This is a genomic window from Pseudomonas sp. NPDC098740 (assembly GCF_044760065.1).
Taxonomy (GTDB): domain Bacteria; phylum Pseudomonadota; class Gammaproteobacteria; order Pseudomonadales; family Pseudomonadaceae; genus Aquipseudomonas; species Aquipseudomonas rossensis.
Window position 1 is genome coordinate 1 of the sequence record NZ_JBIWAM010000034.1, and the last position, 14,266, is coordinate 14,266.

Below are 14,266 nucleotides of genomic sequence, written 5' to 3' on the forward strand. Positions count from 1 at the left end.
GTCGCATCATGACGTGCTGGCTCCAGAGAGAAAACGGAGTACAGCTTCGGGGATCAACTGCTGGCTTTGAATGTGGGGTTCATGGAGCGGTTACGTTGCTAGAGGAGCTTTACTATGAAAAATTCTCCATTCGATTCCCTCGCCGCAATCCAACGCATCCTTGCATCCTTGCATCCTTGCATCCTTGCATCCTTGCATCCTTGCATCCTTGCATCCTCGCCTCGCTCAACGTACTCACCGCCGACCTGGCCTGTGAACTCGAAGGTTCGCACCGCAGCTTGGCGCTATCGATTCAGGCTCAGATTTAAAGGGCAAAAAAACGGGCGATCTTAAGATCGTCCGTTTTTTTTATATTCCAACCAGCATTTCAAGTAGAGCCTCATCAACCGCGTACTTAGCCAGTTGATAAACGTGATACCGAAACTGTCTTGCTTGGTCGCACAACAACTCCCCTTCCAACTGTTGCTCGGCGACATTGACCTTCAACTGAAAATGGCAATCGGTCGGGTGCGTGGACCTAGGTCGGCCCAGCAGGCGGCAGAAGGGAAAGTATTCTCGGGTGCGATGACGACGCAATCGATGTTCGCCACCGCGAGATTCAGGTTGATGACTTCGTAGTGCTGCAAGTGTGGATCACATGTCGAGAAGGTGTTCGCCCAGTGTAATGGCCTGGCAATCCATGCACCGGTAAAGAGCCCTGACACTGGGCGAACGGGAAGTATTTTAATTGAAGTTTTCGAATATGTCCGCCTATATGAACATGAAATTTATCGAAACAACATTGATTAAATGTCGGCCCAAATACTATTTCGACACGCCGCTTAAACTAACCGATCCGACCATTAAAACTGATTCTTCTTGTACCAAAACTTGTACAAAAACAATCAATACATATAGAGCTAATACTCAACTTTCGTGCTGACGGGGCACTTTCAATATATCGGTGTAGGTCACCACAACGCTCTGCCCTACTTTCAGATCCTTCAGCCTCTTCTGAACTTCAGGTTTTTCGACGTTGGTTGATGGTTGTTGACTGACCCGCCGGAGAGGGAGCTGAACCCCAGTCCAGCGCCCTCTGTGCAGTTGAGCAACGGCGCTGATCAGAGCGTTTTTGCCGTTTCCTGTGCGGTGGATTCACCACTGTCTGTGCCCTTGCCGCTTTCCTTGCGTCGGGTTGGATCGGTCGGGCGCAGGGCGTCGTTGTCGCGCTCGACTTCACCCGGTGGTCGGGGCTCGTCGGGGTTTTCCAAAGTGTCAGGCGGTTTGGGATTCATGGAAATTCTCCTCAGGCTTCGGGATCGTCAACCTCTTGGGCGACGTTCACGGCAGGCGAGTCTTTATGAGATTGATCGGCCTTGGCCTTCAAGGCTTGCCACTGTTCCAGGTCGATGGCGCCCTGCCCCAGCAAGTCATCGGCCACCCGCAGCAGTTCGGCGTAATGGGCATCAGGGGACTGTTGCCAGTAGGCCTTGTCTTCGAACAGGCGCTGCCACGAGGCAAGGTCAGGTGGTTTTAGGTCGTCGCTCATGTGTGGGCTCCTGCGGGGGTTCTCACGGTAGAGGGTTGGGCGTCGCGAGGAGTTCCAGTGGGATTTCGGGGGAGATCAGGATCAACGTCAAAAGATCGCAGGCTTCGCCAGCTCCTACAGGGGAGCCTTAATACCCGGTCATTTCCAGATAACCCTGCCCACCATGGCTGCCGCTCAATTGCACCGGCCCTTCCCAATAGGGAATGCGCAAAGCCATCCACGCATTGGGGTTGAGCGCGCTGATCGTGATGTCGAGGTGTTTGTCGGGGATTTTGATCGACCAGCGCACCGGCATCGAACGGCCGGCGACGTTGGCGGTGTCTTGCGGTGTGAGGCTAATGTCGCTGGCGTGCAGTAGCTGCGTCTGGCCCTGAGCGTCGATCCAGGTGCCGGTGAGGTAAGGCGCGCCGTCCTTCTGCCGCATGCGGTAGAGCATCACCTGTTCGCCGCTGTCCAGGTGCAGGGAAAACCAGTCCCAACCGGTCTGGTTGGCGGTCAGGGGTTGGCTGCTCCATTCCCGGTCGAGCCAGGCCGGGCCGCTGACTTGATATGTTTTACCGTCGATTTCCAGTGTGCCACTGGCCTGGAAAAACGGCTGACTGTAGTAGTACGACGCCTGCCCTTGTTCGGACTTCTGACTGAAACCTTTGTCGCCCTGAAGCACCAAAGGACGCGTGGAGGTCAGCCGCAGTTGATAGCCAAAATCCTTGTCCCGGGCGCTGAGTTGAAGATCCGCCATAGGGTCGGAACCATGACTGCTGAAACGCCAATCATCGATCCACGCGTTGAACGGCGCCAGGCTCACCCCGGCCTGCCCAACGCCGCCACGGGCATAGCGTTCGGCAGCGTGATGCACCGTGACAGAAGTCACCGCCGCGTGACCGAGCCAGATCGTCTGATTATTCCAACCTGCCACCTCGGGAGCAGCCTTCAACGCACTGCGAAACAACGTCCACTGCGCGCCGAACTCGCGTCCCTGATCGTCCTTGAGGTTGGCGGTGACATACCACCATTCAATGCGAAAACCGTCATGAGGACCGTGATCCGCCGGAAAGCTGAACACCCGACCGGGTACTACCGGGGTGAACGCGGCGGCGTGATGACCCAGCCCCGCGAAGCCTTTCTCGACAGGCGCCGAGTTATCGCACCCGCTCAATAACGCCAATAGCAACACGCCGACCTTAATCTTCATGAGCAAACGTCCTCAGCAGATCCGCCGGTTGCGTGCGATACAGCGAATACAGCGGCCACGCCGACGCCAGTAAAGTCGCCAGCAGCGCCAGCCCCATCAACTGCAACAGCTGCATCGGAAACACCCGCAGCGGCAAGCGCCAGCCGAAGGCCTGGACGTTGATCACCGTGTCCAGGCACCACGCCAACGCGATCCCCAACGGCAACGCCAGCACCAGGGTCAGCACCGCCAGCAACCAGGTCTGCCCGAGATTGAGCAACATCAGTTGCCGGCGAGTCACGCCGAGCGCCCACAGCGGGGCGAGTTGCCCGAGGCGGCTCTGACTTTGGGTCAACAGGCTGATGAACAGCGCCACGCCCGCCACGCAGAGGGTCAGGCTGTTGAGTGCGGCGGTCGCGGCAAAGGTGCGTTCGAAGACTTGCGTGGACCAACCCTTGAGCCGGGCCTGGTCGACGATGCGGCTGTCCTCCAGCACGAAGCGGGTTTGCAGCGCGGTCTGGAAGGCAGGGATCAACGTCGGGTCGATGCGCAGGTTGAAACGGCTGGGTGTCAGCTGCGGCCAGCCGCGCAGCAGATGGTTGACGTTGACCAGAATGTGGCCCTTGGGATTGCCGTAATCGGCGTAGATGCCGACGATTCGTGGCGACCATGTGCCGTTCGGTGTGGGAATCGTCAGGTGATCGCCAAGACGCACCTTCAGCCGACGGGCCAGTTGCTCGCTGAGCATCAGTGCGTCGTCCTTGGCCAGTCGGTCCCACGGGTTGTCACCCAAGGCTTCCAGTAGCGGCCAATGCTGGCGATACGTCGGGTGATCGATCACGCCGAAGACGTCAGCCGGCCAGCCTTGCAACTGGATCGACACTTGCCAGTTGGGCAGCACTGCCGTGAGTCCGGGTTGCTGCTTGAGCCAGGTTTGCAGCTCTCTGGCCTGGGCCGGATTTCGCGGATTAACGTACAGTTCGGCGGTCAGGCGTTGTTCGAGCCAATCGCTGAAGGTCTGACGAAAACCGGCCGTCATGCTGCCCGCTCCAATGTTCGCCGCCAGTGCCAACAACAGCGCCATCAGCGCCAGGCTCAGGGCCGGCAGTTGCTGACGGCAGTCGGCGAGAAACCATTGGCCGAGCACCGAGCGACTGCGATGCAGCACCAGGTTCAACACCCGGTTGAGCACCACCGGCAACGCCAGCGCAGCGCCGATCAACAGTGCCGCCATCAGCACGAAGCCACTGCTCAGGCTGTCGCCAAAGATCAACGCCAGCAGTGCGATCACCGCGGCGATCACGGCGACCCAACCCTGGCGCCGCAACCAGCGGGCGTGAGCCTGATGCCAGGCTTGCGGGGCGGCCAGGGCCAGCAAAGGCAGGCGCGCGGCCCGCAACAAACTGTTGGCCCCCGCCAACAACGCGCCCAACAGACTCAGGCCGACGCCGCTGAGCCACCACCAAGGACTGAGGCTCAACTGCCCCGCCACTTCGGCGCCGTACAACCCGCGCAGACTCGCGGCGACATCCGGCAACAGCACGCTGGCCAGCAGGTAGCCGCTGGCAACGCCGACCAGTCCGCCGATCAACGCCAGACCGCCCAGTTCAACCGCCAGACAGGCAATCAACATCCGTGCACTGACACCGCAGGCGCGCAGGGTTCTGAGCAAGCCACGGCGTTGTTCCAGCGCCAGGCCGATCGCGGCGTGGACGATGAACAGGCCGACCACGAATGACAGAAAACCCAGCGCATCGAGGTTCAGGTGAAAGCTTTCGGTCAGGCGCGACAAATTGTTCTCTTCGCCGCTGGTCTTGAGCTGCAGTTGACCCTTGAATTGATCAGGCAGGGGCGCGGTGAAATCCTTCGGCAGCAGCAGGCGTGACAGCTGATCCGGCAGGCCAAGAATCTGCTGGGCGAAGCCGATGTCCACCAACAACACACCGGGAGCCATATCGGGTTGGGCATGCAGCGGCGGCAATGCCTGACCACTCAAAGTCAGCGGGCGTTCGCCCTCATGCAGACCCAGTGCCTGCAACGTCTGCGGCGAAATCCAGGTACTGCCCGGCGGGCTGAAAAACTCGACAACCTGCTCAATCGCCAACGGCTGCCCGGCCACTGAGGAACCGGCGGGCAGCGACACCGGCTCGATCCCCATCAGCTGCAAGCGCTGGTCTTCAAGGCCCTTGAGCGTCACCCGGCCTTGCAGGACCGGCGACACCGGCCAACCCAAACGGCGCAGGTCGACAAACACGTGTTGGGAGAAGGTTGCGCCACTGGGTGAACTGAGGCTGGCCTGGGGTTCGCCGCCAATCAACTGACTGGCCCGGGCGTAGCTTTCGCGCGCCTGGCTGTTCAGCGCCTGCACGCCGGTCAGCAGGCTGGTGGCGAGCCAGAGCCCGGTCAGCACACTGAAAAACTGCACCGGATGCTGCCGCCAATGACTGAGCAGCGCCCGCAGCGTCTCTCGAAAGACCCGCACCTCAGCGCTCGTCCGCTCTAGCCAGACGGCCACCGTGGAGCACCACTTTCTCTGCCAACCGGGCGGCAACCCGCGGGCTGTGGGTGACCATCAACAAGGTGGTGGGACTGTCGTCGAGCAACTCCAGCAACAACTTCAAGACCTCATCGCTGGCGGCTTCATCGAGGCTGCCGGTCGGTTCGTCGGCCAGCAGCAGTTTTGGCTGCGACGCCAGGGCACGGCCCAGCGCGACCCGTTGCTGTTGGCCGCCGGACAGTTGTTCCGGATAACGCTGCAGCAAATCACCCAAGCCCAGACGTTGCACCAGATGCGCCTGCCAGCGCGGATCATGGCGCCCCGCCAGTCGTGCCTGGAACGCCAGATTGTCCTCCACGCGCAAACTGCCGATCAGGTTGAATTGCTGAAACACCAGGCCGATTTCGGTCCGCCGCCAGTTCGCCAGTTGCCCTTCGTTCATCTGCTCCAGCCGATGTTCGCCGCTGCGGATGCTGCCGCGATCGACCTTGTCCAGCCCGGCAATCAGGTGCAGCAAAGTGCTCTTGCCACTGCCCGACTCCCCCATCAACGCCAGGCTGCTGCCGGGTTTCAAGGTGAGGTCGACACCTTGCAGAACCGCTAATGGGCCCTGGGGAGTGGCGTAGCTTTTGAAGACGCCTTGGACCGAAAGCATGGGGAAAACCGTTCGATGTGCGTGGAGCAAGGATAGCGGACGGTAGCGGCACCGCGAATAGGTCCCGATCCTGAAACCTATCGCTTCACCCCCACCCACGTAAAACACAACGGCAGCTGCGCCGTTTGCTGCTCATACCGATCATAGAGTTCCTCGCGGTTGGAATGCGGGTACTCCTTGAAGTGGCTGACCTGCAATCCGGCGTCGATGGCGCCGGTGAAGATGGCGCCCAGGGTGTGGACGAACCAGTAGGACGGAGCCGCCTGCTGGTCGACTTTGCCTTCGTAGACGATCGGCTGGTCCTGCACGAAAGGTTCGCTGCGAAAGTACGAGCTGTCCGGCCGATACGGATCGGCTGACTCGGGGTCGAACATCTCCAGGTAGGGATGGGTTTCGTACACCACCAGGCTGCCACCGGGCTTGAGGGTTTGCGCGACGTGGCGGAAGAATTCGCCGATGTCCGGCATCCAGTTCAACACGCCGATGGTGATCAGGGCCACGTCGAAACGGCCATGAAGTTCAGTCGGCAAGTGATGGATGTCTGCCTCGATGAACTCAGGCGCATGGGGCGAGCGTGACGCCAGTTCCCGCGCCTGATCGAGGAAAGCCTCGGACTGATCGACGCCTACGACGCTGCGGGCACCCAGCGCAAACAACGAAAGGCTTTCGCGGCCGTTGTTGCAGCCCAGTTGCACCAGATCTTTGCCGTCGACACCCACTTGTTCCAGCAAACCTCGGAGGGTGTCGTCCATGCAGCAAAAATCCCTATCACCAACAGCCGCCAAACGGGCTCGCCATTCGGCGGTGTCTTTGTGGTGTCGGGCGGAGTCATTCCAGGCATCGCGGTTGCTGGCGATGGCTTTTTCTTTTGTCGGCATTTCCTTTGCGCGCTCCAGACTGGGGTCTTGATTGACCGGCACGAGTCTAGATCAGGGTTTCGAAAAAACCCATTGAGTCTTTGTTCAAATCTTGTAATCCGGGCATCGCGAACGCGCGCTCGTACGGCAGCTATAGTTAATGGCCTTGGGGAAATGCGGGAAAAGCCGATTTCGCAGGTGCTGCCATGAAAAAAACCGATCTGAGACTACTGTTCGCCCTCTGCCTGATCACCACAGCTAGCGCTCACGCAGACGACAGCCTGACACCCACTAGCGATTACAGCAGTGAGTTCAACTATTACGGAGCCGACCAACCCTTCGCTCACCCCGTGCCACCGTCACTGAGCGCGGTACCGCCAGGGTCGTACATCCCGACAGCGCCTCAGGACTTCATCCCCATTTCGAGCCAGCATGAGTTCTACGACTCAAGATTGCCGACGGTAGCGGATGCCACGGTTCGAGTGTTCGTCCGCTCCTACGATCAGCAACGCGGTGTCTACGTGAACGAAGAAGTCCTCGACCCTACGTGCCTGCTCGCGTGCCTCAGCCGTCAGACGCCAGTGATGCAATAAGGTCTACCACTGGCGTTTGTCCGGGCGCGCGAGGCCGAGCTTCTCGATTCGGTAGCGCAGCATGTCGCGGCTCAGGCCCAGCAGCCGTGCGGACTTGGTGACGTTCCAGTCGGTCTTGTCGAGCATCTTGCGCACCATGTCGCGCTCCACTTCCGGCAGGTTCATGGACTCGGTGCCGTTGTAGACCGGGCGCGGCTCGCAGTGTTGCGGCTCTTGCTGGAACAACAGCGGCTCATCCACCAGGCTCAGGCACACGTTCAATTGATGGGCGGCGATGGTGTTGCTCTGGGCCAGCAACACGGTTTGCTCAAGCATGTTGCGCAACTCGCGCACGTTGCCCGGCCAGCTGTAGCTGAGCAGCAATTCCTCGGCCTGATCGCTGAAATACAGGTTCGGTTTGCCATAGCGTTTACCGTGGATCGCCAGGAAGTGTCGAGCCAGCAGCAGGATGTCTGCGCCACGGGCATAGAGGCGCGGCACCTTGATCGAGATGATCCGCAAACGGAAGAACAGATCGCGGCGGAACTTGCCCTGCTGGACCATTTGTTCAAGGTTGCAGTTGGTGGCGCTGATCACCCGCAAATCGACTTTGCGCTCCTTCACCGAGCCGACCCGGCGGATCGTCCGGTCCTCCAGCAGCTTCAGCAGTTTGGCTTGCAGCAACAGGTCCATCTCGCCGACTTCATCGAGAAACAGCGTCCCGCCATCGGCCGCTTCCACCAGCCCGACGCGGCGGTCCTTGGCGTCGGTGAAGGCGCCCTTCTCGTGGCCGAACAGTTCCGACTCCACCAGGTTGGAAGGAATCGAGGCGCAGTTGAACTCAATGAACGGACCTTTGCTGCGCGGGCCGTCGAAGTGCAACGCACGGGCCACCAGTTCCTTGCCGGTGCCGGTCTCGCCTTCCACCAACACCGGTGGCAGATCGGTATTGGCCATGCGCCGCTCGGCGTCGATTAACTGGCCAATGGTGCTTTTCAGGTACTGCATCGGTGCCGATTCGCCGATCAATGCCTGCACCCCTGACTTCTGCGCTTCGCGCTCCTGATAGAACGACAGTGTGCGTTCCATTCGGTCGGTGGCCAGGGCCTTGTCCAGCAGCAGCTTGAGCTCCGGCAGCGCCACCGGTTTGGTGACGTAATGGAAAGCGCCCTCTTTCATCGCCACCACGGCGTCTTCGACGTTGCCATAGCCGGTCATCATGATCACTTTCAGATCCGGCGCGCTGATGCGCAGCTTCTGGATCAGGTCGTGACCGCTCATACCCGGCAGCGAGTTATCGGTCAGCACCACGTCCGGGACGAAAGTGCCCAATTGCTCTAGCGCGTCCTCAGCCGAGTGGCAGACCGTCACCTCGAAGTCCTTGCGCTCCAGGTAGGTCTGAATATTCTCGGCGAGGAGTTCATCATCCTCGACCAGCAGAATGCTGTGCTCCATATTCCCCTCCCGTTGCCACTTTAAAATTGAGACAGACGCGGGTTCCTTCCTGCTCTCGGCTGGTCAATTCGACCGAGCCTTCGAAACGCTCCATTATTCTTTTGACCAGGGCCAGGCCCACGCCCAACCCTCCTTGTTTGGTGGTGAAAAACGGCTTGAAGGCCATTTGTTCTTGCTGCGTGGTCATGCCCTTGCCGGTATCGCTCAGGGTCATGCGCACGAGTCCGGGCTGCGGCGTTTCGATATCGATACTCAGCACGCCGCCCTTGGGCATGGCTTCCAGGGCATTGGCAAACAGGCTATTAAGAATTTGCGTGAGCAACACCTGTTGGCTGACGACCGGCGGACAACTCTGAGGGGTGAAACGCACGTCGATGCTGGAGCGTTTAATCAGCGCGTCAAACGCACTCAACGTGTCGTCGATGACCAGCACCAGGTCTACCGTTTCGTAGTCGTCGTTCATGGGTCGCAATGACACCAGCAACTCCCGAACCCAGCGCGACATGCGGTCGACCTGACTGATGATGTCGCCGATGTTCTTCTGCGCGTTCTGGCTGGAGATTTCCTGAGCCAGTTCGGCACTGGAACGAATGTTGGCCAACGGATTGCGCAAGCTGTGGGCCACCGCCGAGGACATTTCCCCCAGCGCGACGAAGGTCTCGTTGCTGATCAGTTGTTTCTGCTGGCTCTGCAGCAGCATTGCCGCATGCCGCACAATCCAGAACAGTCCGAGGTAGATGGCCAGGCCGCCGAGCAGGGTTGCCAGCCAGATTGACTTGAAGCCACGCTGGATGCGTTCCACCAGGTCCACAGGTTCCTTGTAGATCTCCACCATGGCGATCACTTTGCTTTTGTCAGCATTGAACATCGGGATGTAGTTCTCGATGAACAGGTGTTCAGGCTCACGCAGAAACCTCTGCTCGGGGCGCTCCTCATCGATTTCGTGGTAGCTGGTGGACACCGGTTCCTTCATTTCGAAAGATTCGTCCAGTTCTCGGTCATCTTCGATGCGCACGCCGATCAGCTCCGGGTTGGTCGACCAGACCACGGTGCGATCCAGGGCATACACCGTGGCCAACAGAATGTCCGGCAGATGCTCTACATGATCGAGAAACTCGGTGCGCGAAGCTGCGCGGGAGGCTGGGCTCACGTCGGGATAGGCGTTGTCCTGGCGCGGGTCGAGCATTTCACCCATGGTTCTGTTCGGGGCAATCGCGGCATGGCGAATTTCGGCATCACCAATGGCCTGGACGAACTGCGCGGTCAGCATCGAATCGCGCTCGATGCTCTCCTCGACCACAAAGCGCGTGGAAATGTAGCCCAACCCCAGCGCCACGACGGCGATGATGAAAAAGCTGCCCAGGGAAAACCAGCGCAGCAAATTGAACTGTCCTCGCCAGCCCTTGCCGACTGCTGCCGACGTAACCGGCGCAGGTATTTTTTGTTGTCCTGGTATCTGCATAGGACCTTCCCGGATGCCTTGCATCAAGCCTTTTCAGCCGCGTTTCGGATCAGTGTAGGTGGCATTGATCGAGGCTGACGGCGCCAATGATAGTATTTCGCCGCTATTGCGTTTGCACCGCCTGTAGCGGTTGCTGACGATCGGTTTCTTCCTGCAAAAAATCCACGATGGACTGCGCCGCGTTCTCATCCAGGCGCAGGTTGGGCATGGGGATTTTGTCGAAACGCTCAAACAGTTCCATCGCGAGCGGGTCTTTTTCCGCCAGCATGCGGTCCGGCTCGCGAATCCAGCGACTCAGCCAGGCCGGATCACGCAGGCGAGTGACGCCGATCAGGTCCGGGCCGATGCTGCGCATGCCGATACCCTGCCCGTCCATCGGACCCAGGCTGTGGCACGACGCGCAACGGGTGCGAAACAACTCTTCGCCGTTGCTCGGCGGACGGATCTCGGGCGCATCGGCATAACTTTCTTCAACGCTGGGTTGCTTCCAGTTCTGCAAGGTATTGGCCAACTGATCGGAGAGGATCCACGGGTTCTCGAACGGTGAGGCTTTCATCCAGCGACCGGTGCTTTGGTTGCCCACGATCAGGCTCAGGTTGTGGTCCTTGCTGCGGCCGTTGTCGACGCCTTCGATAAACAGCCCGAGTTTTTTTCGCAGATCGGTGACGGCCTCGAACTCCCCGGTGAGGAACTGCCAGCCTGGCCCGACCTTGAAGCGTTGTGCATAGGCCTTGAGCACGTCGGGTGTATCGCTTAAGGGGTCGATGCTGATGGAGTAGAAAAAAATGTCCTGGCCGACCCGGTCCCCCAGCAACTGCTGCACCTGACGCAGGCGCGCGGTTTCCAGCGGACAGGAGTCGCTGCACGTGGTGAAGATGAAGTTGATCACCACCACTTTGCCCTTGATCAGGTCATCGAAGAAACGCACCTGCCGACCGTCCTGATCGATCAGCAAGGTGTTGGGGAAGTAATCGCCGCCCCAGGGTGTGGCCGATTCCGTCGGCGACAGTGCACCTTCATGAGCGAGCAGCACCCAAGCGGCCAGCACACAGGTGACCATCAGCAAAATCAGGCGAATGCCCAGGGCGCGGGAGCGCGGCGTACGTGATGTCATGTCGGCTCCCCTGCGGATCATGGTGTGACCTCTGCTTTGGTGCCGTAGCCATCGCCGGTGCGGAAGGTTGGCAGCGCAGCGGAGTTCACGTAGCGCACACCATCCCAGCTCGGCAAAGGAGTCGGCATCAACTGCACTTGCCCGGGTTTTTCAACGTCCCAACGCAACAGCATGGAGTTGTCCTCATGTTGCGTATTGTGGCAGTGCTCCATGAAGGTGCCGGCGAATTCGCGAAATTGGATCGCAATCTCGACATTGTCCGTACCATCCTTTTCCGAACCGACGCGATACACGTCCTTGCGTGCCCATTTTTCCCATTCCGGTGGTGGCTTGCCGCCACGGCTGAGGATGATCCCTTCCTCGAAGTGCACGTGCACCGGGTGGCCCCAGCCCGTGTCATTGCCCTTGATGAGCCACACTTCCAGCGTGCCGAAACCCGTGACGCCGGCGTCGGTCGGACCGCTGGCCAGTTTGGTCGAGACGTTCAGGCGGCGCGGGTCCATGCGAAACCCGAAACCGCCGTCGGTCTTGACCGTCCAGGGCGCTTCATCGGTGCCATCGGAACGGCCGAAGGTAAAGGTGCGGTGGCGGGCTTTGGCGAGCAGCGCCTTGTCGGCAGCATTGTCGCGGTGAATCTTCAGCGGGATCATAAACAGGCCTTCAGCCTTGCCCGGTTTGGCCGGCTCATAAGCGGCCGGGTCCATGGCCAGGTCCTGTCCGGTGTAGGCCTTGACGTTGAGTTGCAACACCTTGCCTACCGCCGGATCACCGTCCTCCCACTTTGGCCCCTTGCTGGTTTGCTTGATGATCGCCCGGTATTTCTCGGACAGCACGTCAGCCAGGGCAACGGGTTCTTCCGGACCCTTGCCGTCTTGGTGAACCAGCAGGTTGACGAAGAACAGCTTGTCGCCTGGTTTGATCCCGTTTTTCGAGAAGTTAACGATGATGTCGAAACGCTCGGCTATGCCCAGGGTTGGCAGGATCGCGTTGTGGTTCTGTTTGTCACCGTCGGCATCCAGGTCCATGCTGCCGTCGAACGGTACGCTGTGTTCCATGATATTGCCGTCGTTGGCAATCATGTGGAACGGCACCCGGGCATACGACACGCCCGACCCGGCAGGCCCTTGGAACTCACCGGTGCTGCCCTTGATCTCGCGCACCAGCGCCATTTTGAAGTAGCGCGACACGGAACCATTGAGCATGCGCAAGCGATAGCTGCGGGCGCGCACATCCAGGACCGGTTTCCATTTCCAGTTGACCAGCACCTGGTCACCGAGGAAGCCGCCAGTGTTGAAGGGGTTGAACCACAGTTGACCGTTCTTATCCCACGCCTTGTCCGAAAACATCAGGTTAACGTCGTAGTCGCGGTTACCCCAGGGCAAGGCGCTGCCGCTGGGGAGGCGCAGGTTGACGCCGTCATTCACCGATTCATTGGCGCGATCGAGGGCGCTGTAGTAATTCATCATCGCCGCGTTGCCCTTGTAGACGTTCTGCGCGGTGAAATCGAGCATGTGGTCGTGGAACCAGTGGGTGCTCATGGTTTCGCGCCAGTCGCCGCGGACCTTGATCATGCCGTTGTCGCAGGTTTTGCGGCCGGGGGTGAGGTCGTTGGTCCACAGGGTTTCGCCCGGCGAGCACGGAAACGCTGCACGCGGGTCTGCAGCCGTGGTGTTGATGCTGTCGTAGCCGGCCAACTGGATCGGCCAGCGATAGTCATAGAATTGCCCGGGGAAGAAAAACGCGTTGGCATAGCCGTCGCTTTCCGCCGGTACGTGACCGTTGTGTTCGTGGGTGGTGATGGTGTGCAGACCAAAACCCATGTTCGCCGACGGGTCGATCGGCAAGCCGTTGTAATGGCGCATCAACACCGGTTGTCCGTACCGAACCATGAGCAATTTGGGCGGCAAGGTGCCGTCGAAGGTCCATACCGAGTTGTGTTTCTGCACCGGCATTTTCGGGTGAAAACGCGGTTCAACGCCTTTGGAGGTGCCTGCGGTCGCCGGCACGCCCGCCACATTGTAATAAAGGCCACTGGGGCCAAACTCGCCCACGGCATAGCGGTGCATCTGACGACTGTCACGCAAACCGGTATTCACCCGTGCGCCGGTCTGCACGGTCTTGTAGGCCACCTGCGGGTAAAACTCGTTCCAGCGCTGGTGCGACCAGCCTTTCCCTGGCGGACGGCCTTCCGCCGACGAGCCGATACGGCGGTTGAGGAAAAATTCAATCTGCTTCTGCCAAGGGTTGCGGTCGACCACGTTGGAATACTGGCTGGGGAACGGAGTCAGGCCTGGTTGACGCAAGAACGCGTCGAGCGCCGCACTCGGCGGAGCGCTGCGGGCGACGCTGGTGGGATCTTGTTGCGGTAGCGGGCCGATGGTGGCGGGTGGAAAGGGCAACTGCGCCGCCGGGGTAGTGGGGTCGAGTTTTTCCAGACCGAATTCTTCGAACAGCGCCAGTGGCTGAGTGAACGGCAGAGCACCGTACAGTGGGCTGGGTTTTCCGTTAGTAGGGTAATTGAAACTGGTCTGCAGCGCTGGCGGCAGGATGTTTTCCTGGAGCGGGGTTTTTCGGGTGCCTTTGACGCCACCCGGCAAATCGAAGGAATCCAGGTTAGCCGGGGGCATGGTCAAAATGGCGTTCAGAGCCGCCGCTTTGTCAGCCGGTTCATCGTGGTAAGCCGAGGGGTCGGAAGGTTGTGGCTGTCGCTCGTCGTCGATGGGGCTGGCGCGCAGAGTCGTTGTGCCCAGCGTCATTGTCAGAAGAACGCTCAGAGGCGTCAGGAGGCCGAACAGTTTGAAGGGGTACCGCGCTTTTCTGTCCATCACCAGCCGCCTTGAAGTCATGAGTCATGAAGGGGGGTAATGGGGGTTGTGCAAGGACCTCGCCAGAGTGTAACCGTTTCCTACGAAAGTATTAATACTCAACAAAACAATGACTTATCAACATCGATGC

The 14,266-nt window shown here is 59.8% G+C and carries 12 protein-coding genes; 2 read left to right on the top strand and 10 right to left on the bottom strand.

The features are described 5' to 3' along the window. Positions 1 to 95: 95 nt before the first annotated feature. Positions 96 to 308: a DUF6124 family protein gene (locus ACIQU2_RS26675; protein WP_403145256.1), complete on the top strand. Its 213-nt coding sequence runs from the start codon at positions 96 to 98 to the stop codon at positions 306 to 308. A 792-nt stretch (positions 309 to 1,100) separates the two neighbouring features. Here ACIQU2_RS26675 and ACIQU2_RS26680 read toward each other — a convergent pair. The 6 genes from ACIQU2_RS26680 to ACIQU2_RS26705 form a co-directional block, all read right to left on the bottom strand. Beyond that, the gene (locus ACIQU2_RS26680) at positions 1,101 to 1,274 is read right to left on the bottom strand and encodes a hypothetical protein (RefSeq protein WP_403145177.1); all 174 of its coding nucleotides are present in this window, start codon (positions 1,272 to 1,274) and stop codon (positions 1,101 to 1,103) included. An 11-nt stretch (positions 1,275 to 1,285) separates the two neighbouring features. After that, the gene (locus ACIQU2_RS26685; protein ID WP_056746628.1) at positions 1,286 to 1,528 is read right to left on the bottom strand and encodes a hypothetical protein; all 243 of its coding nucleotides are present in this window, start codon (positions 1,526 to 1,528) and stop codon (positions 1,286 to 1,288) included. Positions 1,529 to 1,655: 127 nt separating this feature from the next. Continuing rightward, positions 1,656 to 2,720, bottom strand: a complete 1,065-nt coding sequence (locus ACIQU2_RS26690) for a lipocalin-like domain-containing protein (RefSeq protein ID WP_403145182.1) — start codon at positions 2,718 to 2,720, stop codon at positions 1,656 to 1,658. Further along, positions 2,710 to 5,181 (bottom strand): FtsX-like permease family protein, encoded by a 2,472-nt coding sequence (locus ACIQU2_RS26695; protein WP_403145183.1) that lies wholly within the window; start codon positions 5,179 to 5,181, stop codon positions 2,710 to 2,712. The genes ACIQU2_RS26690 and ACIQU2_RS26695 overlap by 11 nt, the downstream gene beginning before the upstream one ends. A 1-nt stretch (position 5,182) precedes the next feature. After that, the gene (locus ACIQU2_RS26700) at positions 5,183 to 5,851 is read right to left on the bottom strand and encodes an ABC transporter ATP-binding protein (protein ID WP_403145185.1); all 669 of its coding nucleotides are present in this window, start codon (positions 5,849 to 5,851) and stop codon (positions 5,183 to 5,185) included. A gap of 77 nt (positions 5,852 to 5,928) precedes the next feature. Beyond that, positions 5,929 to 6,729 carry a class I SAM-dependent methyltransferase gene (locus tag ACIQU2_RS26705; protein WP_347805746.1) on the bottom strand — a complete coding sequence of 267 codons (801 nt, stop codon included), beginning with the start codon at positions 6,727 to 6,729 and terminating at the stop codon, positions 5,929 to 5,931. Positions 6,730 to 6,914: 185 nt separating this feature from the next. Here ACIQU2_RS26705 and ACIQU2_RS26710 point away from each other — a divergent pair, with 185 nt between their 5' ends. Further along, entirely contained in the window at positions 6,915 to 7,301 is a 387-nt protein-coding gene (locus ACIQU2_RS26710; RefSeq protein WP_347805745.1) for a hypothetical protein, read from the top strand. Between the two features lie 3 nt (positions 7,302 to 7,304). Here the strand turns inward: ACIQU2_RS26710 and ACIQU2_RS26715 are convergent, their stop codons facing one another. The 4 genes from ACIQU2_RS26715 to ACIQU2_RS26730 form a co-directional block, all read right to left on the bottom strand. After that, positions 7,305 to 8,735 (bottom strand): sigma-54-dependent transcriptional regulator, encoded by a 1,431-nt coding sequence (locus ACIQU2_RS26715; RefSeq protein WP_403145189.1) that lies wholly within the window; start codon positions 8,733 to 8,735, stop codon positions 7,305 to 7,307. Further along, entirely contained in the window at positions 8,704 to 10,197 is a 1,494-nt protein-coding gene (locus tag ACIQU2_RS26720) for a sensor histidine kinase (RefSeq protein ID WP_403145191.1), read from the bottom strand. Before ACIQU2_RS26720 ends, ACIQU2_RS26715 begins: the two co-directional genes overlap by 32 nt. 103 nt (positions 10,198 to 10,300) lie before the next feature. Next, complete coding sequence (locus tag ACIQU2_RS26725; protein WP_403145192.1) at positions 10,301 to 11,311, bottom strand: SCO family protein; 1,011 nt, start codon at positions 11,309 to 11,311, stop codon at positions 10,301 to 10,303. 17 nt (positions 11,312 to 11,328) lie between these two features. After that, a complete protein-coding gene (locus tag ACIQU2_RS26730; protein WP_403145194.1) occupies positions 11,329 to 14,136 on the bottom strand; it encodes a multicopper oxidase domain-containing protein in 2,808 nt (935 codons plus the stop codon). Positions 14,137 to 14,266 lie beyond the last annotated feature (130 nt).